The 23191-nt window shown below is 44.2% G+C and carries 18 protein-coding genes, 2 tRNA genes and 1 rRNA gene; 16 read left to right on the top strand and 5 right to left on the bottom strand.

What is annotated here, in order from left to right:
• Window positions 1-311: 311 nt before the first annotated feature.
• The gene (locus tag AC1RM2_RS09080) at window positions 312-1484 is read right to left on the bottom strand and encodes a glycosyltransferase family 87 protein (protein WP_492984717.1); all 1173 of its coding nucleotides are present in this window, start codon (window positions 1482-1484) and stop codon (window positions 312-314) included.
• Window positions 1485-1693: 209 nt separating this feature from the next.
• Here AC1RM2_RS09080 and msrA point away from each other — a divergent pair, with 209 nt between their 5' ends.
• The 5 genes from msrA to odhB all read left to right on the top strand — a co-directional run bounded on the left by msrA (window position 1694) and on the right by odhB (window position 9781).
• Entirely contained in the window at window positions 1694-2245 is a 552-nt protein-coding gene (msrA, locus tag AC1RM2_RS09075; RefSeq protein ID WP_492984716.1) for a peptide-methionine (S)-S-oxide reductase MsrA, read from the top strand.
• Window positions 2246-2550: 305 nt separating this feature from the next.
• Window positions 2551-3354 carry a 5'-nucleotidase, lipoprotein e(P4) family gene (locus AC1RM2_RS09070; protein WP_492984715.1) on the top strand — a complete coding sequence of 268 codons (804 nt, stop codon included), beginning with the start codon at window positions 2551-2553 and terminating at the stop codon, window positions 3352-3354.
• A gap of 255 nt (window positions 3355-3609) precedes the next feature.
• Window positions 3610-4905, top strand: coding sequence for a DASH family cryptochrome (locus tag AC1RM2_RS09065; protein ID WP_492984714.1), 1296 nt, complete (start codon window positions 3610-3612; stop codon window positions 4903-4905).
• 333 nt (window positions 4906-5238) lie between these two features.
• On the top strand, window positions 5239-8067 hold the full coding sequence (locus AC1RM2_RS09060; RefSeq protein WP_492984712.1) for a 2-oxoglutarate dehydrogenase E1 component: 2829 nt from the start codon (window positions 5239-5241) through the stop codon (window positions 8065-8067).
• Between the two features lie 118 nt (window positions 8068-8185).
• Window positions 8186-9781 (top strand): 2-oxoglutarate dehydrogenase complex dihydrolipoyllysine-residue succinyltransferase, encoded by a 1596-nt coding sequence (gene odhB, locus AC1RM2_RS09055; RefSeq protein ID WP_492984711.1) that lies wholly within the window; start codon window positions 8186-8188, stop codon window positions 9779-9781.
• 676 nt (window positions 9782-10457) lie between these two features.
• Here odhB and AC1RM2_RS09050 read toward each other — a convergent pair.
• From AC1RM2_RS09050 to AC1RM2_RS09040, 3 genes are all read right to left on the bottom strand, one after another.
• A complete protein-coding gene (locus AC1RM2_RS09050) occupies window positions 10458-10955 on the bottom strand; it encodes a hypothetical protein (RefSeq protein ID WP_492984710.1) in 498 nt (165 codons plus the stop codon).
• Between the two features lie 320 nt (window positions 10956-11275).
• A complete protein-coding gene (locus AC1RM2_RS09045) occupies window positions 11276-11686 on the bottom strand; it encodes a hypothetical protein (protein ID WP_492984708.1) in 411 nt (136 codons plus the stop codon).
• 440 nt (window positions 11687-12126) lie between these two features.
• On the bottom strand, window positions 12127-12627 hold the full coding sequence (locus tag AC1RM2_RS09040; RefSeq protein WP_492984707.1) for an endonuclease V: 501 nt from the start codon (window positions 12625-12627) through the stop codon (window positions 12127-12129).
• 210 nt (window positions 12628-12837) lie between these two features.
• On the opposite strand from AC1RM2_RS09040, the gene AC1RM2_RS09035 reads away from it, so the two are divergent.
• The 4 genes from AC1RM2_RS09035 to AC1RM2_RS09020 all read left to right on the top strand — a co-directional run bounded on the left by AC1RM2_RS09035 (window position 12838) and on the right by AC1RM2_RS09020 (window position 15850).
• On the top strand, window positions 12838-13269 hold the full coding sequence (locus AC1RM2_RS09035) for a hypothetical protein (RefSeq protein WP_492984705.1): 432 nt from the start codon (window positions 12838-12840) through the stop codon (window positions 13267-13269).
• An 81-nt stretch (window positions 13270-13350) separates the two neighbouring features.
• The gene (locus AC1RM2_RS09030) at window positions 13351-14235 is read left to right on the top strand and encodes a hypothetical protein (RefSeq protein WP_492984704.1); all 885 of its coding nucleotides are present in this window, start codon (window positions 13351-13353) and stop codon (window positions 14233-14235) included.
• Window positions 14236-14332: 97 nt separating this feature from the next.
• On the top strand, window positions 14333-14719 hold the full coding sequence (locus AC1RM2_RS09025) for a hypothetical protein (protein WP_492984703.1): 387 nt from the start codon (window positions 14333-14335) through the stop codon (window positions 14717-14719).
• Window positions 14720-14908: 189 nt separating this feature from the next.
• The gene (locus AC1RM2_RS09020) at window positions 14909-15850 is read left to right on the top strand and encodes a hypothetical protein (protein ID WP_492984702.1); all 942 of its coding nucleotides are present in this window, start codon (window positions 14909-14911) and stop codon (window positions 15848-15850) included.
• A gap of 312 nt (window positions 15851-16162) precedes the next feature.
• Here the strand turns inward: AC1RM2_RS09020 and AC1RM2_RS09015 are convergent, their stop codons facing one another.
• Window positions 16163-17059 (bottom strand): alpha/beta hydrolase, encoded by an 897-nt coding sequence (locus AC1RM2_RS09015; RefSeq protein ID WP_492984701.1) that lies wholly within the window; start codon window positions 17057-17059, stop codon window positions 16163-16165.
• A 144-nt stretch (window positions 17060-17203) separates the two neighbouring features.
• Between AC1RM2_RS09015 and trxA the strand changes: the two genes are divergently transcribed.
• From trxA to AC1RM2_RS08980, 7 genes are all read left to right on the top strand, one after another.
• Window positions 17204-17500, top strand: coding sequence for a thioredoxin (trxA, locus tag AC1RM2_RS09010; protein WP_492984699.1), 297 nt, complete (start codon window positions 17204-17206; stop codon window positions 17498-17500).
• A 170-nt stretch (window positions 17501-17670) separates the two neighbouring features.
• Window positions 17671-18306, top strand: a complete 636-nt coding sequence (locus tag AC1RM2_RS09005) for a TetR family transcriptional regulator C-terminal domain-containing protein (protein ID WP_492984698.1) — start codon at window positions 17671-17673, stop codon at window positions 18304-18306.
• 27 nt (window positions 18307-18333) lie between these two features.
• Entirely contained in the window at window positions 18334-19692 is a 1359-nt protein-coding gene (locus AC1RM2_RS09000) for an ABC1 kinase family protein (RefSeq protein WP_492984697.1), read from the top strand.
• Window positions 19693-19794: 102 nt separating this feature from the next.
• The gene (locus tag AC1RM2_RS08995) at window positions 19795-20337 is read left to right on the top strand and encodes a hypothetical protein (RefSeq protein ID WP_274209552.1); all 543 of its coding nucleotides are present in this window, start codon (window positions 19795-19797) and stop codon (window positions 20335-20337) included.
• Window positions 20338-21056: 719 nt separating this feature from the next.
• A 16S ribosomal RNA gene (locus AC1RM2_RS08990) occupies window positions 21057-22578 on the top strand.
• A 281-nt stretch (window positions 22579-22859) separates the two neighbouring features.
• Window positions 22860-22934: transfer RNA gene (locus AC1RM2_RS08985), tRNA-Ile, on the top strand.
• A gap of 73 nt (window positions 22935-23007) precedes the next feature.
• Window positions 23008-23084: transfer RNA gene (locus AC1RM2_RS08980), tRNA-Ala, on the top strand.
• Window positions 23085-23191 lie beyond the last annotated feature (107 nt).

Below are 23191 nucleotides of genomic sequence, written 5' to 3'. Positions count from 1 at the left end.
ATCAGAAATCATATTGCTCAATAGGTTTTAAGGTTGCTGCAGGTCAGCTTATACCGTATGGATATTTTTATTGGTCATTAAAAAAACACATAAATCAATAGCAATTGCGCTTGTTTTACTGTTAGGATTCCAGTACACCAATGCCCCGCTTTTCGTCAATACGTAGTTTTTTATATAAATGTAACTTTCTCTTTACAAAAATAATAATTTATGTATCATTTTAATTACAAAGCGCATTTTAATAGTCAAATCTGTAGAGATTTTGATTTATTAATAAAAACTTAACACGTTGTAAAAAACAGACATTATAATTACAAAGCGTGAGTTGCTTTTGGCTCTGCAAAATCCCTAGTCAAGGTTTCATAGATAATTTTCAGCCAGATTAAAAAGCAGGGCAGCGACTTTAATTTGTAAGGCAGCACGTACGTTTCGCGTATATACCATGGGAAAAGATCGGATGGCGACAGTGTAGTCAAAATGATGGCCAGTACCAGCAAAAATATTTCGAAACCGGTTACGGGCCTGTTTAAATTCATAAACCAGATACCCACACCCGCAAATGCGATAATATAGGTAGGCGACTCGGACCCGCTGCTAAAAATTACGGCAAATATTAATGCGGATGACAAGATAAGTAAACGGTAAGGTGTCGATTTAAAACAGTTTATCCGCAGGTATGAAAGAGCGAACAGTACCATTGCCGGGATAATTACCACCGTGTTTTTAAGCCCCGGATAATTTAATATCTTGCGGAAAAAGCCCATCACACAAATATCCTGCATAATTGAGCCTTCGTTTTGTAAGTTTTTACCTTTCAAATCTACATACCAATCTCGATAGGTTTGCACAATAAACGCCGGCGACGAGATGAGCATCGGCAACACAAACATTACAACCGACCAAAAAATAAAGCTGGCAATAAACTTAAGTTTGTTATCAGAAAAGAAGAAGAACGCCAGGCCTACAATACCGTACAATTTGATGAACGTGCCCAGCGCAATCATCAGCGCGGCCCAAAAATCCTGCTTTTTGTTGATGAAGTTGAAACTTAAAATAATAAGCCCGGCCACCAATGGGTTACTTTGCACGTGGGCCGATGACGTCATTAATTCATGGGCACAAATAAGTAATACAATCACATATTGATTTTGCTTCAGCGGCAGTAACTGTATGGCCTTAAACAGCACAAAAGCGTTAAACATTACCCAAAGCATAATGCCCACGTAATCGGGGAAAAACGTAAAGGGTGCAAATATGATTGAAAATATAGGGCCGTAATGATTCAGGTCGTAATAAAGTTCAGGGTAAGCGGCATACAGGTTTTGCTGGTGCAGCGTATGTAAAAAATTGTATTTAAAAATGGTGTAGTTGTTAAAACCCTGGTGGTGCAGGATCTCTTTTAGCACAATGAGGAAACTTAAACCAAACCACGCGGCGTATACAAAGGGTTTATAATAAATGAGTTTGGATAGTTTTTGAATCATGGGGATAAAGCAGGGCTCAAATATAGTAATCTATCAAGAATGTTATGTGGGTTTTAATCAGTTGATGGTCTACTTGCAACGCTGTTGTGCGTTGTTCATTGTCAAAATCCTTACACAGTAATGAAACAAAAAGGCACGCAAATGAGTATTTTTACATCATGTTACAGCCTTTAATATGGAGCTGTCCGTCAATTAAACAAAACAATAAAATGCCTTCAAATATTCAAAAAATAACTTTTGGCAACGGGTGCTTTTGGTGCACCGAAGCCGTTTTTCAATCGCTTAAGGGAGTAATTTCGGTAACATCTGGCTACATGGGCGGCCATGTTGATAATCCTACCTATAAACAGGTTTGCACCGGTACAACTGGCCACGCCGAGGTAATTGAGCTGGAGTACGATGCCGATGTATTATCGTTAGACGAGTTGCTGCTGGTTTTCTTTAAAACCCATAACCCAACAACACTTAACCGCCAGGGCAATGATGTTGGTACACAATACCGGTCGGCCATTTTTTATACGACCGGTGAGCAAAAAGCCGCCGCAGAAGCCATGATCAAAACCCTGACAGATGAAAAGGTTTTTGACAGCCCTATTGTAACCGAGGTAACCCCGGCCAGCCAGTTTTACAAAGCCGAAGATTATCACCAGAATTATTTTAACGATAATCCCGGTCAGTCGTACTGCGCGTTTGTTATCCAGCCAAAACTGAATAAATTTGCCAAAGAGTTTACGGACAAAATTAAGCCGGAGCTGTTGTAAAACTATTTTGTGATGTTGAGTTGCAGGATTTTGTGAAATTCGATACACAGACATCGGCTTTGAACGCTGGCTACGACTCACCCCGGCTACGCTACGCTGGCCGACCCTCTCTCCGGCTTACGCCGCAAAGAGGGTATCCCCAATTTTTATCTTTTTGCCGCTTTATGCGACGCAGTCGGAGAGAGGGGCAGACGGGCGTAGCCTCGTCGGGGTGAGTCGACTCGCCGCCATGCGGTATACGCTGTTCCCCACCAGCATTTGACAGTTTTTTACAACCTAAGAGCAACAAAAGAACATAACTACCAATGAAAAAAATACACCTACTGTCAGTAACCCTATTGTTTACAGCCTGTACCACAACAAAGCCCATCGCTACAAACAGCGCTGCATCCATAACCAATAATGGCAAAGTATGGGGCTCCATATGGCAGCAAAGGGCGGCAGAGTACAAGGCTTTATGTTTCCAGGCCTATAACATTGCCAGGTTTCGGGTTGATGAAGGCATAAAAAATCCCGGCAGCAAGCCACTGGCCATTGTTACCGATATTGACGAAACGCTATTGGATAATAGCCCTTATGATGCAGCCCGCGCCCTGCAAAACAAAGACTATACTGATGCAAGCTGGAAAGAGTGGACTGACAAGGCAGTAGCCGATACGGTACCCGGCGCTGCGGCATTTCTAAAATACGCCGCATCAAAAGGCATCACTATTTTTTACATCACCAACCGTAACGAAAATGAGCGGGCAACAACCCTTAAAAACCTGCAGTTATATGGCTTGCCAAACGCCGACGACGCACACCTGCAATTAAAAACATCAACATCAAGCAAGGAGGCCCGCAGGTTGAACATACTAAAAACCCACAACATCCTGTTGCTTTGCGGCGATAACCTGCCCGATTTTGATATGCTGTATGATAACCACCCATCCGAAGAAAACCGTGTGGTAACCACCCAAAAATTGGAAAAAGAATTTGGCAGCAGGTACATCATCATCCCTAATCCATCCTATGGCGATTTTGAGGGAGCCCTTTTCGGGTTTAATTATAAGCTTACAAAAGCGCAAAAAGATTCAATCATCAGGGCTAAAATCAAGACGGATAAGTAAGTTTTTATTCAGCTTTTTTGGCATTTGATAATGACCAATGTGTTTTTTTGACACAGATAGCCTATATTTAGCCATTATTCGCGCAAAAATTTTACCTCATAAAATTTGCCCCCATTCCCCAAAAGCCGTTCAAACCGGTAAAAAAATGAAGGCAAATGTTGGGAAGATGTCAAATATTGCCGCGAAATATGCAGGAGACGCAAATAAATTGCAAATTTGTGGTCTGCATTAATACAGTTAACTCCCTGTTTAACTATGAGCGATAGAACGATACTGGTTTGGTTTAGAAATGACTTGCGGATACATGATAACGAAATTTTGTTAGAAGCCGTGCGCAAGGCTGATAAGGTTCTGCCGGTGTATTGTTTTGATCCGTATTATTTTCAGCAAACAGCATCCGGTGCCAGCAAAACAGGCAGTTTCAGGGCCCGGTTTTTATTGGAGGCCGTGGCCGATTTACGTAAAAACCTGCAGGGTTACGGCGCCGAGCTGATTATCCGCATAGGCAACCCGGCCGAAGTGATCCCCCAGCTTGCAGGGCAATACCAGGTAAATGAAGTATATCATCACCGCGAGGTAGCCTACGAAGAAACAGAAAAATCCGAAGAGGTTGAAGCTGCCCTTTGGAAGCTGCGGCTTAACCTGAAGCACTTTATTGGGCATACCATGTACCATAAGGAGGATTTACCCTTCCCGATAAAAGATATCCCGGATAGTTTTGCCGTATTTAAAAAGAAGGTTGAGCGCGACAGCAACGTGCGCTCATGTGTACCCACGCCCGAACATATTTATACTCCCGATATTGCCGATGCGGGCGACTTGCCTACCCTGCATCAGTTAGGCTTAAACCAACCTGTTGACGATGTACGTGCTACCAATTACTTTCAAGGTGGCGAAACGGCGGCGCTGGTACAGTTGCATAAATATTTTTCAAAAACAGATCTTGCTGTTAAAGCCAAAGGAAAAGCAGGCATCATTACCAATACCTCAAAATTATCGCCCTGGTTGGCTGTAGGCTGTATTTCGCCCAGGCAGGTTTACTGGGAAATATTTAAGCATAACGATGCCCAAAGCAGCATGCTGAAACTGGAGCTTTTATGGCGCGACTATTTCAGGTTTATGTTTAAAAAACACGGCCAGAAATTCATCCAGGCAAAAAATACAGAAGAAACAGCTGCCGCGAACAACGAAAACTTTGATAAATGGGCGGCAGGCAAAACCGGCATCCCGTTCATTGACGCTTGTATGCATGAGTTAAATGCCACAGGCTACATTTGCAACCAATGCCGCCAGATAGTAGCCACCTACCTGGTGAACGACTTAAAAGCCGACTGGACTAAAGGCGCCACCTATTTTGAAGAAAAACTGATAGACTACTCGCCTGCAAGTAACTGGGGCAACTGGGCCTTTATTGCCGGGGTGAATGATGCCAAAGTAAGCAAGTACACCATAGCCGCAATCCCGCAAAAAGAACTGGATACCAAAAGCGATTTTGTGACTACCTGGGAGTCATCACCTGTTGATGAGGCCGGGGATTTGGTGGGAGTGTGAGGATTTTTATGCCTGAAAATTGAGGCAATCGTCATTGGGGGTATCCATCTGAATGATCCTGAAAAAAATGGGGATGACGTGTTGGCTTTAGAGCCTCACAACAACCATGTCATTGCGAGCGCAGCGTGGCAATCGCGAACAGTGCAAGTCCACTTGTATTGTTCACGATTGGGTTTAGTGGGCTCTTTTCAATCCTAACCAACCATATTTTACCCTCCAAACCACGCATTCCCATCAAAACTGCATCATTTTTAACTGAATTTCTTTGCAATTAATTGTGAAGTATATTACCGTATATGCTTACTTTTGCACTGTTTTAAAGATCATTTTCACATGGATCGTCTAAATTATATCAATAGCGGCAACGCAGACTACATCAATTCCTTATACGAAGCATACAAACAAGACCCCGAATCGGTAGATTATGGCTGGCAAAAGTTTTTCGAGGGGTTTGAATTTAACATAAATACAAATGCAACAGGCACGGTAGCTTCAACAGTTGCACCGGGCGTTGATGATAAAACTTATGATCACTTTTTAAAAGAGATCAAAGTACTCAACATGATAGATGGGTACCGTTCACGCGGCCACCTGTTTGCTAAAACCAACCCGGTGCGTGAGCGCCGCCACTATTATCCGGGTAAAGAGCTGGAAACATTTGGCTTAAGCGCGGCCGACCTGGATACCGTTTTTAACTCTGGTGTTGAAGTTGGCCTGGGTGCTGCTAAGCTGAGCGACATTCGCCAGTTACTGGAAGATACTTATTGCCGTGCCATCGGCGCCGAGTACCGGTACATTCGCAATCCTATCAAAATCAAATGGTTTGAGGATAGGATGGAAAAAAACCGCAACACACCATCTTTCACCATCGACGAGAAAAAATCGATGCTGAACAAGCTCAACGAGGCAGTTACGTTCGAAAACTTTTTGGGTACTAAATTCCTGGGGCAAAAACGCTTCTCGCTCGAAGGGGCCGAGGCGCTGATCCCATCCATGGATTCGGTTATTAAAAAAGGTGCCGATCTGGGTATCGAGGAGTTTATCATCGGTATGGCCCACCGCGGCCGCTTAAATGTGCTTACCAACATCATGGAGAAAACCTATAAAGAGGTATTCTCCGAGTTTGAAGGCAAAAATTTTGATTCCGAATCGCCTTTTGGTGGGGATGTTAAATACCATTTGGGCTTTTCAACAGATGTAACTACATCAAACGGAAAAAAAGTTCACCTGAGCCTTTGCCCCAACCCATCGCACTTAGAGGCGGTTGACCCGGTTGTGGAAGGTATCACCCGCTCAAAAATCGACTTTAAATATAATGGCGATCATTCAAAAATCGCTCCTATATTGATACATGGTGATGCATCTGTTGCAGGCCAGGGTATTGTTTACGAAGTTTTACAAATGGAAAAACTGGATGGCTACCGCACCGGCGGCACTATTCACCTGGTTATCAATAACCAGATAGGTTTTACCACCAACTATAAAGATGCCCGTTCAAGTACCTATTGTACCGATGTGGCAAAAACTGTTTTATCCCCGGTATTCCACGTAAATGGCGATGATGTTGAGGCTTTGGCCTACGTTGTTAACCTGGCTATGGAGTACAGGCAGGTATTTAACGAGGATGTATTTATTGATATCCTGTGCTACCGCCGTTATGGCCACAACGAGGCTGATGAACCAAAATTTACCCAGCCGCTGTTGTACAAGGCTATCGAGGCCCATGCTAACCCACTGAAAATTTACAATCAAAAACTGATTGATGAAGGCAGCATTGATGCCAATTACCTGAAAGGGGTTGAGAAAGCATTTAAGGATGAATTGCAGCAAAAGCTGGATGAATCAAAAGCCGAAGACAGGTTTACCGATACCATTGCCATGTTTGAAGGCGCCTGGAGCGGTTTACACCTGGCCAGCCATAAAGAGTTTGTAAAAGCAATTGATACATCGGTACCCGAAGAAGAATTATTAGCGATTGGTAATAAGTTAACCACATTGCCGGCCGACATGGAGTTTTTCAAAAAAATTGAAAAACTGTTTGAAGACCGCAAAATTATGGTGAACCAGACCAAGGTTTTTGACTGGGCTATGGGCGAACTTTTAGCTTACGGAACCTTATTAAAAGAGGGCTACCCTTTACGGTTAAGTGGTGAAGACGTTAAGCGCGGCACTTTCTCGCATCGTCACGCAGTATTAACCCTTGCCGATTCGGAGGATGAGTATACGCCATTGGCAACCATCGAAACGGATGCTAAACTGAGTATTTACAACTCCCTGTTATCTGAATATGGCGTGCTTGGTTTTGAGTATGGTTATGCCTTGGCCAACCCTAACGCCTTAACCATCTGGGAAGCGCAGTTTGGTGATTTCTTTAACGGCGCCCAGATCATTGTTGACCAATATATTGCCAGTGCCGAAACTAAATGGCAGCGTGGTAATGGCCTGGTGATGTTGTTGCCTCATGGTTATGAAGGCCAGGGCCCCGAGCATTCATCGGCCCGTGTTGAGCGTTTTATGGAGCTTTGTGCCGATGATAATATCCAGGTAGCCAATTGTACTACGCCGGCAAACTTCTTCCATATATTAAGGAGGCAGATGCACCGCGATTTCCGCAAGCCGCTTATCATATTTACACCTAAGAGTTTATTGCGCAGCCCTAAATGTGTATCGCCGATAGAAGATTTTACCAGCGGTAAATTCCACGAGCTGATTGATGATACCTACGCCGATCCTAAAAAGGTAAAACGCGTACTGCTTTGTACCGGTAAAGTTTATTACGATTTGCTGGATAAACAACAAGCCGATAAACGGAAAGACGTAGCCATTGTACGTGTAGAACAACTATACCCAACCCCGGTTACACAAATACTAAAGGTAAAAGCCAAATACGAAAAAGCTACCGAGTTTATCTGGGTACAGGAAGAGCCCGAAAACATGGGCGCATGGCCATACATTTGCCGCAAATTCCATAACGATACGGTAATTAACCTGAATGTGATATCACGTAACGAGGGCAGTAGTACTGCTACCGGTTTTGCCAAACAGCATGCCGCGCAGCAATTGTACATTGTTTCAAAAGCATTTGAAGCACCAGCCGGTAAAGTGGTAAAAGAAGCAATAAAAAAGACAACCAAAAAAATGGCTGACGCCGGAGCGGATTGATAATTCAGTTGCCGGTTGCGAGGATCGGGGTGCGGGTAAATAGCCCGATAACCTTTTACCCGCACCCCGCAACCCGATCCCCGCAACTATAAAAATTATAATTCTACAAAACTAAAATATGAGTTTAGCGATCAAAGTACCTACCGTAGGTGAATCAATAACAGAAGTAACCCTGGCAAGCTGGAAAAAAAAGGATGGCGATCACGTGGAAATGGATGAGGTTATTGCCGAGTTAGAATCGGACAAGGCCACTTTTGAACTTACTGCCGAGCGTGCAGGTACTTTACAAATTGTTGCCAAAGAGGGCGATACTTTAGCCATTGGCGCATTGGTTGCCAATATTGAAGAAGGCGAAGGCGCTGCTGCTCCTGCACCGGCTGCACAACCACAGCCCGAAGTGGTAGCTAATGCACCCGCACCGGCCCCTGTTGCCGCTGCCGCGCCCGTTGCTGCACCGGCACCTGTTGCTGGTGGTGGTTCTTTAGAAATTAAAGTACCAACCGTAGGCGAATCAATCACCGAGGTTACTTTATCCCGCTGGATAAAAAAAGATGGTGATGCTGTTGAAATGGATGAGGCCATTGCCGAACTGGAATCGGATAAAGCTACATTTGAACTAACTGCCGAAAAAGCAGGCGTATTAAAAACCATAGCCAAAGAAGGCGATGTATTGCCAATTGGCGCTGTTGTGTGTACCATTGAAGGCGTAGGTGCTGCCCCTATTGCAGTTACCCCCGCAGTAGTAAGCGCGACCGACGAATCGCCACGTGGCGGTGCGGCGGTACAGCCCGGAGGTGTTACCTATGCATCCGGCACCCCATCACCTGCGGCTGCTAAAATATTAGCCGAAAAAGGTGTTGACCCTAAAGCCGTATCCGGTACAGGTGTTGATGGCCGTATTACCAAAGGTGATGCATTAGGCGCGCAAGCTGCAAGCCCTAAGCCTGTAGCCGAAAGTCCAAAGCCAGCCAGTGCAGTTCCAACTCAAAACTCAGAACCCGCAACTCAAAACTCAAGAAGCGAGAAACGCGAGAAAATGACTTCGCTGCGTAAAACTGTTGCCAAACGTTTGGTAGCTGTTAAAAACGAAACGGCTATGCTGACTACCTTTAACGAGGTAGATATGCAGCCTATTATGGAGCTGCGCAGCAAATACAAAGATAAATTTAAAGAGAAACATGGCGTTGGCTTAGGCTTCATGTCTTTTTTTACCAAAGCGGTTACCGAGGCGCTGAAAGATTGGCCGGCTGTAAATGCCCGTATTGAAGGCGAAGAGATTGTATATAGCAACTATGCCGATGTTTCAATCGCCGTATCGGCCCCTAAAGGTTTGGTGGTGCCGGTTATCCGTAACGCCGATAGCCTTAGCCTTGCTGAAATTGAAAAAGCCATCGTAGTATTGGCCGGTAAAGCCCGCGAAAATAAACTCACCATTCCCGAAATGACCGGTGGTACCTTCACTATTACCAACGGCGGCGTATTTGGATCGATGATGTCGACCCCGATATTAAACTCGCCACAATCGGCCATCCTGGGTATGCACAATATTATTGAGCGCCCGGTTGCCGTAAACGGACAAGTAGTTATCCGCCCCATGATGTACCTGGCCCTGTCATATGATCACCGCATCATCGACGGCCGCGAATCGGTAAGCTTCCTGGTACGCGTAAAACAACTGCTGGAAGATCCTGCAAGGTTATTGTTAGGGGTATAATAAATATCCCATTTAAATATTTGAAAAGCCCGGCGAAAGTTGGGCTTTTTGCGTTGTGTGCTGCTTTTTCCATCAGCCGTAGAGACGCATAATTGCGTCTCCCGCGTGCAAATCAGCCATGCAAATCAACCGCCGGAAAGTTTGTATGAACTAACCTATTCTACATACACAGTACTTCGCCGGGTATATGCCACCCTTTCGGGGCCGTCGGGCGTGTTTATTGCATTCATCATGGCACAGGGCGCTGCCCTGTGTTGGCGTATTAGTCCCTTTCAGGGCCGGCAAAGTTCAAAATCTGGATGTGTACTAACCTCTGTACCAAAAAGATTCCGGTTACCCAGCCCTGAAAGGGCGGCATCCAACTGCGATGGGCATCGCCCATCGATTAAGTGCATCATTAATAGCCCTGAAAGGGTGACATATCGGCCGCCACTGCCGCAAGTGTCCTCACTTGTGGCCCGCATGCTAAGTATGCGCTGTGCCTTTAGAATAATCAACTATATCTCTCGTCAACCTCAATGCTTTCGCTTTGCAACTTGAGGTTCTGTTTAAAAAAACAAACTCCCGGATATAAATTAACATCCGGGAGTTGCATATTCATTACTTGGCATGCGGGCCATAGGGCTGGAGCCGTGCGGCAGCGAAAAGCGCTTGCGGTAGTTGGGGGATTCTCGTGCTAAAGAGCTTTGGAGAATAGCTTTGACCTCATTTTAACCCAATAAAATAGATATCCTCCGCAATTGCCTATCAGTACATTTCCTTTTTTAAAAAAAACGCACTCGTTATAACATGCCTCATTTCCATACTTATCCACAGGTTCAATTAAATAAATTCGCCTGAGTTGTGCTTTACTATAAATGATTTCAAGTTTTCGGCCAGCATCTTCGCCATCAGCAAATGGCCTAATCTCCCATTTATCATACGAGCATTGTTCAATAAAATGTATGTTTTTGAAGTAATAATTATGTGTTCCAATATGCAAAGTCGATTTTTCAATTTCTTTGATTTCTTTCAACGAAAATTTTCCAATTCCTCTAATGTCAATTTTCACACACTTCCAATCTCCTAATATATTTATTGAAGATTTAGGAGTTTGCGATAACGAGCTATCACTCAGGATTAAGAAAAATATAATTAAATAACCTTTATTAATATTTTGAATTGTAAACTCCATTTTTCCAAATATTATGTTCTGCAAGCCTCCTGATTATTAATCCCTTATTAACTTGCTCCCGCTACCGCAAGGGTCCTCACTTGTGGCCCGCATGCTAAGTATGCGCTGTGTCTTTAGGACAATGTACTATATCTCTCGTCAACCTCAATCCTTTCGCTTTGCAAATTGGGGTTCCGTTTAAAAATACAAACTCCCGGATATAAACTAACATTCGGGAGTTGCATATTCATTACTTAGGATACGGGCTACCCCGGTAATTTTCGGGGGCGGAAGCCTGGGAATAAGTCGGCCAGAGATTAAAATGTTGAAAGAGAGATTATTTAACTAATTCTTTTAGCCGTTTCCATTTGCCAATTTAAATATTCAAACTCTACGCCAATTTGCCCTTTAATACTGGGAAGGGCAACGAATATGACGGGAAACTCAAACCTTTCGTAGTCAAATGCAGAAACCCACTCATCGCCATGCCAGATAGCCATTGATTCGAGCGTATCGTCGTCGCGATTATATTCGGCGCTACCGTAAATATTAGTGTCTTTTATAATAACAGTTATCGTTGGCTGAACCATTTCATCTGTGACATCTGTTGTACTGGTTATTGGTCTTTGCCATGTTTCATCCTGCCCCGGAACGGTTTCTTCTCCCAACGCCCATTCCCATATAGGATATTCTAAAACGTCCTCAAGTGTTATTTCATCTAATGATTTCGCATTGCCGGCTTTGTAGCTCATTCAGTTTAGTTTTACGGTTCCCAATCTACTAATCCTATGTTTATTATGCAAATATCTGCAAGCTCTTGGCTGGTGCACAGGGAAATCGCGTTTAAAGTTTATAAAATTTATTTCGCGCAAAGGCGCAGAGACGCAAAGTGATTTGCTTATTTTTCCTTTGCGGCTTAGCGTCTTTGCGCGAAAAATCTAATAACTCGATACCATTGATGCCTGTATAGCACAATATAGTTCATCATGAAATCTTAAACGCGATTTCCCTGGGCTGGTGCAAGGCAAATCACAATCTTTTGGCAAATCACAAAGCCAAACGATTCATCTGCTTTCGCATGAGGGATTGAAGTGTATACCGGCCCGCGCCTAATGCCCTGCGCAGTATGAACGAAAAGCCCGGCCACCGCTTCTACCGGCGGGGGACATGCCCATATTATGAAAAGCATCCATCAATCCTCCTTTGTCCTCTTATCCAAAAACGTTAAAATATCCGGCATCCTGTAATCGCCTTTCATATTTCTGATAAAACTCACACAGGTATCTAATTGCAACCCGATAGATGATATATATAAGGGGCTATTGCTAATTCCCCGTTTCAATTCCCTCACGGTATCTTTATTTTTAAAGAAAGACGTTTTTGCAACACCAATAACCGGTACGCGTTTTTCCAAAGCTTCCCAAAGCCGGCCGCCCAAACCAAAATTCATGTCGTTATCAATATAAACGTAGCCGTCAATTACAATAGCATCTATATTGTCTAAACTTATTTGTTCAATAATTTTCAGGAGGCAGGGAAGTTCCCGTTTGTAAAACTCGCCAGGGACATATTCATCCACTTCGTTTATATATTCAATTATTACTTCCTTAGGAGCAGCATCTTCCTGGTTAAACAAAACGCCAACAGCTTTGGCCCCTGCTGCTTTATAATGTACATCTAATGCTAAAATCATGGTTTCATCCCTTAGGCTCCGGGCCTCAATCTCCCCCAAAAATACAAACTACTTTGTATTGTGTACCCTACAACCGCGCCGTAAAATTGTACTAACAAACAACCAAAACCACTATGATAAAAATATACTTATTTAGCCCTTAACCGCGCAGGTGAATTGCTTACACAACCTCCCTACACCCCTTTTTAAAAACCCAGTTAACCTTAAAAAATGGAATACCTGATAGCTACAATTGTAATTATGCTGTTTTGCATAACAGCGCTTGCGCAGGAAAAATCGCCAGAAAGCGCAATAATAATATCAAGGGATAAGCCCAAGCCCTTAAAAGCAAGCAAGGTGCACGTAAAGCAAATGACAAAGCATATTTGCGCCCCGGCCTTTACAAACTTGCCCGGGTTTACCGGCCTGCTTTGTTTGGATGTAGTCCCGATAAATGGCGGCCAGGCAGTAAGCCTGTATTTACCGGCCTGGTACAGCCATGTAATGATACCACAATCGCCGTGGCCATTTCGTTACCTGCAGCCATTCGCCGCCGATAACGTAACAGAAACAGGAGGATATATGGCCATATTGCTACAGTTTAAGCCCGCTAAATTTATTTGGCAAAGTATATTGTTTTGTCATAAAAAAATTACAACTTAGTTAAAGCATAACCAGCCTGTTGCCAATCAGCAGGTGCTATAATTATCAACCTACTTATTACTTAACCTAATTTCCATCACCATGATTTGTAAATCACGGCTGCCATTCCTGTATTGTGCGGTAATAGCGCTTTGCCTGTTAGCTCAATCAGCATTTAGCCAAAACTCATTCGAAAAAGAATTAAAACAACAAATTGATTCGTTTTTAGCGGTGAAACCCAATGTGGTTGTCACGCAGGAAGTACCGCAGGTGGGCCAGCGCGAACTTTATCCCAGCGATGCACCCTCGGCACTTCTAACGCCTACCGGTTTTGGAGGCTATGGGATGTATATTTTTGGAGGCCTGGGCGGCGCGTACCCTGAAGTATATAAAAACAATAAAGCCGATTTAATTGCCTCGGTAGGCGCCTGCATAGGCGACCCGGTTGAAGCCGTAAACTTTGCCGCCAGTTTAAACATTACCGACGTTCATAAGTTCAAGGACTTTTCGGGGAACTTTATCCTGAGCCGTAAACTGTTTGCCGGTACAAGTATTGCAGCGGGCGCGCTACAAATGTTTGCCAACAACAATCAGTCGGATGCGCCCGGATCAACCTTTTTTATGGCGATAAGCCACGCTGTACAAACCCTGCCATCGCTAACGCCGGGTAGTTCGAGGCTTAGCTATACCATTGGCTTAGGCAGCGGCCGGTTTTATGAAAAAAGCCCTGCCGATATTGCAGCCGGCAAAGGCAAGCATGGCACAGCTGTGTTTGGCAGTGTATCATTTGAAGTTGTACGCCATTTAACCCTTAACGCCGAGTGGACAGGAATGAATATGGGCCTATCGGCAGGTATACGGCCATTTAAAACGCCAATTAGCCTTGGCATTGGTGTGGCCAACTTAACAAGGTACTCATCAGACAAGGCCAACATGATCTTCTCTATTGGATTACCACTTTCACTTACCCGATTAATGACCAAATAATTTACATTATGAAAAAGATAATCATCACATCAATGTTTGCCGTGGCAACATTACTGGCAGGTGTAAAGCATGCCAAAGCGCAAAGCAACCGCTCGGATTGGAACGTACCACCACCTATACCGCCAGTACCGCCCATACCACCGGTGCCGCCAATACCGCCGGTACCACCCATACCGCCGGTGCCGCCAATACCGCCAATACCACCAATTCCGCCGGTACCGCCGATACCACCTGTGCCACCTATAACGCCGCCACCGCCGATACCTCCGGTACCGCCTATACCGCCAGTGCCACCTATACCGCCTGTGCCGCCGATACCGCCAGTACCGCCAATACCACCAGTGCCACCGATAACACCGCCGCCGCCAATACCGCCGGTGCCGCCGATACCACCGGTACCACCAATACCACCGGTACCGCCAATACCACCGGTGCCACCAATACCTGGCTTAAAACCGTTGCATTAATTGTAAATGGCTTATAGATCATGGTTGTTTGTTCATGGTTCATGGTTGATAGTTCATGGTTTTTTGGGGATCCGATAAAAAAGGTTTGCGACAATTTTCCCCGCTATGAACCATGAACTATGAACCATGAACTGATAAGCTACAAACAAAACCATGATCAATGAACCATGACCAATGAACCAAAAACCAACCATAAAAAAGATAAAATGAGAACATATATTAAAAGACCAAAAGCTATTTTAACGCTATTACTGATAGCTGTTACCGGGATGAGCTTTGCACAAACGGCACCCCCGAAGCTTGATATGAAAAAAGCAGCAGAATTGCCGCCATCCGCCTTGTTAAACACTACGGTGATTACACCTTTAATATTGCCGGCGGCAGTTGCCGATGAGCATCGCCCGCTTGCGTTTAAAAAAGGCGATGGGTACCAGAAAACAACCCTTGTAAACTCAAGCACTGTTTTGCAGCGTTATGATCAAAAATTTGCCATCAGCAGTAACTCATCGGTGACAAAAAACTATAACGTTACCGATGCCACAAAGTCGGGTTTCGCGGTTGCGGTTACTACCAAACGCATTACCGATACGTTGTTTGCTATGGGCAAATCGATGGCCTATAACTCCGATCTGCCATCAGATACCAGTTCGTATATCCAAAAACGGCTTACCGCAATGGTTGGCCAAACAGCAAACGTTACCCTGGGCCTCCGCGATACCGTTTACGATATTAAAGGCGGCGGAAACCAGGCAATGAATGATACGGTGTATGCATTTACCGGTTTACAAAACGATCAGTTGGTTAAAGGCAGCTCCCTGGGACTCACTGTAAACTACGCAGCCTTTCAAACCATGAAAAAGGGGTACACCTGGGTAGATACCACCTACAGGGCGGGCACCAATGTAAAAAATACCTTTTGGATAGAATCGAAAACAGATAAAACCACTACTATTGCCTTTGAAAGCGCACAGCGCCAAACATATTCAAACAGCAATACCAATGGTGTTTATGTAATTGACAATGCTACCGGAGTTGTTTTGGTGCGCCAGATGCAAAGCATTAGCACCGGCTACCAAATACTAAACAACGTGGTATACGCCGCCTCACGAAGGACAGCCTTTACCGAAAGTTGCTATAAAATACAATAAGCCCCCGGCCCCTGAAGGGGGAGTTTTTGATTTGCAGGGATGCATGTCGGGGAAGGAAAATAATAACGAAACAGTCCGGTTATCGATAGTGATAGCCGGGCTGTTTTTATGATTAGCCGACGATGAAACGGTGTGCCGGGTTCATTGATTGTCGACAGTTGGATGGGTACTTTTTAAAGTTGCAAAAAATGTATTTTTTTGTAAGATTTTTGCATGTTTTTTTATTAATGGGTGCCAATTTAATGCTCAAAATTTACTGTTTTTTACCCTATTTTGGCATGGAAATGGCCTTTTAAGAAGTTTTCTTGCTAATTAATGTAATATTTTTTTCCGTTCAATGCTTGCAGGAATTAGATAACCGTTGTCGGCCAGCCAGTCGGCTAAACGTTGCGGCCAGGTGCTGATGCTTTGTAATTTTGAGCGTTTGCCCATGTTAAAACCATGGGCCCCCCGGGCATACAAATGCACTTCGATGGGCACCTTAGCCTCCCGGTACTTTTGCATCAAACTTACCACCGGCACCGCACAGCATGGGTCGTCATTGGCAGCCAATAAAAAGGCTGGCGGGGCGTTGGCCGGTACCACGTCCGGTATGTATAAAGGGCCGGGATAAATCTGTATGATAAACTTAGGAGTAGCACTCTGTCTGTCAACAGGGTCGGAGGCCTTAGCGTCGCCTTTGCCATCGCCAAAAGCAACCATATCAACAACCTCGCCGCCTGCCGAGAAGCCCATCAAACCTATCCTGTTGGTATCCAGGCCATATTCGGCCGCCTTGCTACGTACCAGGCGCATTGCCCGATAGCCATCCTGTTTGGCGTGCACATCAATTTTATAAGGCGATAAGGTATCGCGGCCTAAACGGTACTTCAGCACAAATACAGTAATACCCAGATCATTAAGATATTTAGCTGGTTCAATACCCTCGGCGGTATAAACTAACAAACGGTGGCCGCCGCCAGGGCATATCACCACGGCCGCACCATTGGCCTTACCTGTGGGGGGAGTAAAAACTGTAAGCGATGGATTGTGGATGTTTTTTACCCAGTAATCCTTAGCCTGTTCGGGCTCATTTCGCCTGTTTTCGAAGCCAGGTGCGCCATTTGGCCAAAGTGGTATAACCGTTGGTTTGTCTTGCGCAAACGCCGCAAACGAGATAATAAAAAGTGCCAGCATTAAGTAAATACCGGCTGTTGTGCTCTTGTTCATAGTCAATAGTTAAGGGTTCATAGTCGGAAAGTCATATTTCCAATTAAGCGTCTGTTCAATAAACTTTTATCTAAAATAATGGTTATTATTGATAATGATAGCTAATAACTCTTAGCTACCAGCAATGAACTAAATACAAAAAATATGGCAAATTTCCAGGATATAATAGCGTCAGAAATTCCGGTATTGGTCGATTTTTCGGCCGAGTGGTGCGGGCCTTGTAAAATGATGCCGCCCATACTACAGGACGTAAAGCACGCCCTTGGCGATAAAGTAAAGATCATCAAAATTGATATCGACAAAAACCCGCAGGCGGCAAGTGCATACCGGGTACAAAGCGTACCAACTTTAATGATTTTCCAAAAAGGACAAACCAAATGGCGCCAGGCCGGTGTTGTGCAGGCAAGGGAACTACAGCGTACGGTGGAGATGTTTATATAAATCCCTCTAAATTTCTCCCCTTAATGGGAGACTTAGACATTTAAAGTACATAAAACCGTTTACTAAATAAATCAAAAGCCCTTCGGTTGGCTAAATAACCGTTTAATAACATGCAAATCAAAGTCGCCCCCTCAGGGGGAGATTTAGAGGGGCTTTTAACCAACTCAAATATGGCAACTATCGAAAGTATCCAGAACGCATATATTGATTATGTGCTAACCGAAGGTTCAGAGCCTAAGTCGGTATATATATTCGCGAAGCAAAATGAAATGACCGAGGCTGAGTTTTACCAGTTCTTTGGCTCGTTTGAAGCTGTGGAGCAGGCTATTTGGGCAGGTTTTACAACTAAAACTATCGTCGAAATAAAAAGCCAGGAAGTTTGGGCGCAATATTCTGCCCGCGAAAGGGCTTTATCTTACTTTTACGGTTTTTTTGAGCTGCTTAAGGGCAGCCGCAGCTTTGCTATTTATTCCATCAAAAAACAGCCAAGAGGGTTTACTACGCCGCGTGTGTTTGAACCGATGAAAACGGCTTTCGAAAGCTTTGCCGAAGATATACTGAAGGAAGGCGTAGAAACCACAGAACTTACCGACCGTAAATTTTTTAGCAAACGTTATAAAGACGCGCTTTGGGTGCAATTTGTATTTGTACTCAACTTTTGGGTAAATGATAACTCTACGGGATTTGAGAAAACGGATGAGGCTATCGAAAAAGGCGTCAATGTAACCTTCGACCTTTTTCAACGCTCGCCCATCGACAATTTATTTGAATACGGAAAATTCCTGGTGAAAAACGGCGGGATGTAATTGTACAAGAGATTTTAAGCATCGCTTATGACGGATGAAAACAATAAAGTCTCCCCTTCCGGGGGAGATTTAGAGGGGGCTGAACAAAATAGCATACCAACAACCAAAGCAGAACGCAGCGCCAAATTTGTAAAAACAGGTTTTAAAATAGGCGGCAATTATATTAAGCATTACTCAAAAAAACTGTTCAACCCGGATATGGATAAATCTGAACTGAACGAGGATAATGCAGCTGACATTTACCAATCATTAAGCGAGCTTAAAGGTAGCGCCCTTAAAGTAGCACAGATGCTTAGCATGGACAAAAACCTGCTGCCACAAGCATATGTAGATAAGTTCACACAATCGCAATACAACGCGCCGCCGCTTTCGGGGCCGCTGATTGTGCAAACGTTCAGGAAATATTTCGGTAAAAATCCCGATCAGATATACGATAAGTTCAACATCCGGTCAAACAATGCCGCATCAATAGGGCAGGTACACCAGGCCGAACTGAACGGGAAGAAACTGGCCGTAAAAATTCAGTATCCCGGTGTGGGCGAGTCCATCTCGTCCGATCTGAAACTTATCAAGCCATTTGCTTTCAGAATGCTGGGCATGAGCGAAAAGGAATTGAATGTTTACATGAGCGAAGTTGAAGAGCGCCTGCTGGAAGAAACCGACTACGAACTGGAGGTACGCCGCTCTATAGAATTTTCAACCGCATGTGCCAATTTGGATAATGTAGTATTCCCTACTTATTACCCGGAGTTGAGCAGTAAGCGCATTATTACTATGGATTGGCTGGAAGGGAAACACCTTAAAGAGTTTTTGGCCACCAACCCATCGCAGGAATTGCGTAACCAGATAGGGCAGGCCCTTTGGGATTTTTACAATTTTCAGCAGCACGAGATGCGCGCCGTACATGCCGACCCACATCCTGGTAACTTCCTGATAACCCCCGAAGGTAAACTGGGATGTATCGATTTTGGTTGTATTAAAGAGATGCCCGAAGATTTTTACTATCCTTTCTTCTCGCTTACTTCAACCAATCTGTTGGATAATAAGGAAGAAACTATTAAAGCCTTCCGTTTGCTGGATATGATCCGTAAGGATGATACCCCGGCGCAGGTTGAATTTTTTTATGGCCAGTTTAAAGAAATGATAAGTTTGTTTGCCATGCCTTATATTGACGATCACTTCGATTTTAGCCAATCAGAGTTCTTCGACAAGCTTTTTGCCTTTGGCGAGCGCCTTTCAAAAATGCCCGAGTTTAAGCAGGCCCGCGGCGTTAAACACTTCATATATGTAAACCGTACCAACTTTGGGTTATACAATATATTACACGAGTTGAAAGCCGAAGTGAAAACGGACACTTATAAACCGCATGTGGTACTGGAGTACTAAGTATAATCCAGAGATGGCAGATTTGGAACATGCTGATTTTTACTTACATTTGGATATATCAGCCTGTACCTTATGAAATTGAGTTATTTGTTAATAATTGCAATGTTTGCCTTACTTTCTTGCAAACCTAAACCAACACTTGTAGTAACACGTGATAACTTAAAGCCCGTTCGCGTTTTGCCGGCCAGTTATAAAGCAACTACGGGCATCAAAGCATCTTCAGCTGATACCTCCGAAATGAATGCACATCTCAATGCTTTTGCCAACTATTATGTATTAGTTGCCGACACAGGGAAGGATTATGATGAGTTGAAGGCAAAAATGCTTGCGCTACATGAATCGTCAAACCTGGCCATTGATACCATGGGCCGTTATTACGATAAAACCAAGGGTTTGATTGATTTGCCGGACGATGACGATGATGAAATGGATACAGGGGAATATTTCCCCCGCAGATACCCTTCTGAAAGTTTAAGCCTGGAATACCTTGATGAGTACCGCCCCGCTTCCAAGTCTAAAATGATTGCTTTAATAGTCGGTATATACGAAACTAAAACCAGTGCCGATAGTGCCTTAAATGCTATTAAACCCGGTAAAAATGCTTTTGTGCAGAAAGCCCGAATTTATGTGGGATGCATGTATTAACTATATTGGAAAGGTCGATGCCATTATAATCTCGATGCCACTGCCTTAAATCTTATCCTGTTTCAATTTTTCCTGCTGATACATAACGTCTTAGTGGTTTATATTAAATAAACATTAAAAACAGTTTGCATAAGTGTTAAAAGCGCGTACCTTTGCAGCCCGCAAATAAGGAAGCGGGATTGTTCTTAGAAAGGTTGCTGAAGGGGTTTTTGAAGCAGGAATAGGGAGAGGGAAGAAAAAACAGAGGTTCAAAAAAAAACTTCAGATAAAATTTCGGAAAGCGAAAAAGTTTACTACTTTTGCACCCCGCAACGGAGGGAGAAAAGAGAAGGAGTAGGCGGCCAAAACGAAATAGATTCTTTGGAAATCAAGAGAGAAAAAAAGAAAAAATAAGTTTTGGAAAAGTAAAAAGGATTACTACCTTTGCAGACCCAAACGGAGGGTTGTTCGGAAGAGCAAAAGAAGTTAAAAAGCCGGAGCGATTCCGGTAATAGAAATGACAAATCAGACAAGGCAACTTGTAAAGATTATATAGCGGATTCGGATGATGAAGCGAGAAAGTTCTTTTAAGAAATAGAAAATCATGTAGAGTAACAACTCAAACAAACGCAAGTAAGTAAGAGGGGTTATGATAACAAAAGTTAGATACTGTATAAAGATATAATAATTATACAGATTCTATTATTAATAATAGGGTCAGTGAACAAACGAGACATTTTACAATGGAGAGTTTGATCCTGGCTCAGGATGAACGCTAGCGGCAGGCCTAATACATGCAAGTCGGACGGGATAGGAGAGCTTGCTTTCCTTGAGAGTGGCGCACGGGTGCGTAACACGTATGTAACCTACCTTGTTCAGGGGGATAGCCTCTCGAAAGAGAGATTAAGACCGCATAACATTAAGTTGTGGCATCGCAATTTAATCAAATATTTATAGGAACAAGATGGGCATGCGGAACATTAGCTAGTTGGTAAGGTAACGGCTTACCAAGGCTACGATGTTTAGGGGATCTGAGAGGATGACCCCCCACACTGGTACTGAGACACGGACCAGACTCCTACGGGAGGCAGCAGTAAGGAATATTGGTCAATGGGCGGAAGCCTGAACCAGCCATGCCGCGTGCAGGAAGACGGCCCTACGGGTTGTAAACTGCTTTTGTACGGGAATAAACCTTTGGTCGTGACCAAAGCTGAATGTACTGTAAGAATAAGGATCGGCTAACTCCGTGCCAGCAGCCGCGGTAATACGGAGGATCCAAGCGTTATCCGGATTTATTGGGTTTAAAGGGTGCGTAGGTGGCTTATTAAGTCAGGGGTGAAAGACGGTAGCTTAACTATCGCAGTGCCTTTGATACTGATGAGCTTGAATGAACTAGAGGTAGGCGGAATGTGACAAGTAGCGGTGAAATGCATAGATATGTCACAGAACACCAATTGCGAAGGCAGCTTACTATGGTTTGATTGACACTGAGGCACGAAAGCGTGGGGATCAAACAGGATTAGATACCCTGGTAGTCCACGCCCTAAACGATGAATACTCGATGTTGGCGATATACGGTCAGCGTCTAAGCGAAAGCGTTAAGTATTCCACCTGGGGAGTACGCCCGCAAGGGTGAAACTCAAAGGAATTGACGGGGGCCCGCACAAGCGGAGGAGCATGTGGTTTAATTCGATGATACGCGAGGAACCTTACCCGGGCTTGAAAGTTAGTGAATTGAGCAGAGACGCTCAAGTCCTTCGGGACACGAAACTAGGTGCTGCATGGCTGTCGTCAGCTCGTGCCGTGAGGTGTTGGGTTAAGTCCCGCAACGAGCGCAACCCCTATGTTTAGTTGCCAGCACGTCAAGGTGGGGACTCTAAACAGACTGCCTATGCAAATAGAGAGGAAGGAGGGGACGACGTCAAGTCATCATGGCCCTTACGTCCGGGGCTACACACGTGCTACAATGGGCAGTACAGAGGGCAGCTACCTGGCAACAGGATGCCAATCTCTTAAAGCTGTTCACAGTTCGGATCGGGGTCTGCAACTCGACCCCGTGAAGTTGGATTCGCTAGTAATCGCGTATCAGCAATGACGCGGTGAATACGTTCCCGGGCCTTGTACACACCGCCCGTCAAGCCATGGAAGCTGGAAGTGCCTGAAGTGCGTAACCGCAAGGAGCGTCCTAGGGTAAAGTCGGTAACTGGGGCTAAGTCGTAACAAGGTAGCCGTACCGGAAGGTGTGGCTGGAATACCTCCTTTCTGGAGCAGTATCGAAACATTAGTTATTGTAACAAGTTACCTACATGATTATTTCTTAAAATAGATGTGAGATATTAGATGTGAGATATGAGACAGGAACCAAACGAAAGCGCAGTTCATCTCAATACTCAAATCTCAATACTCAAATCTATAATTAAACACAAAAAGGAAACCCAAAAGATGAAGCCATCAGTGGCGCTAATCAAAAGGTGATACGAGATTGAAAGAAATCGGGAATAGGAGAATCACAAATCGTAAATCCGACGTCCGAAATCAAACCCAGTCCTGTAGCTCAGCTTGGTTAGAGCACTACACTGATAATGTAGGGGTCAGCAGTTCAAATCTGCTCGGGACTACGAAAGGTAAAGTCAAAAATCAAAAGTCAAAACCAGAAAGGCAATGACCAATGACTAATGACGGTTCATTTTAGGGGGATTAGCTCAGCTGGCTAGAGCACCTGCCTTGCACGCAGGGGGTCAACGGTTCGAATCCGTTATTCTCCACCAGATCAGACATGAGATGTTAGATATGAGATATGAGACAAAGACGCAAGTCAGTCTCAATACTCAAATCTCAATACTCAAATCTAATCGAACGTTCTTTGACATATTGG

It is taken from the genome of Mucilaginibacter sp. GW822-FHT03E02 (genome assembly GCF_058801545.1).
Note: the sequence above shows the minus strand (reverse complement) of the source record. Positions and strands in the feature narration are given on the sequence as shown.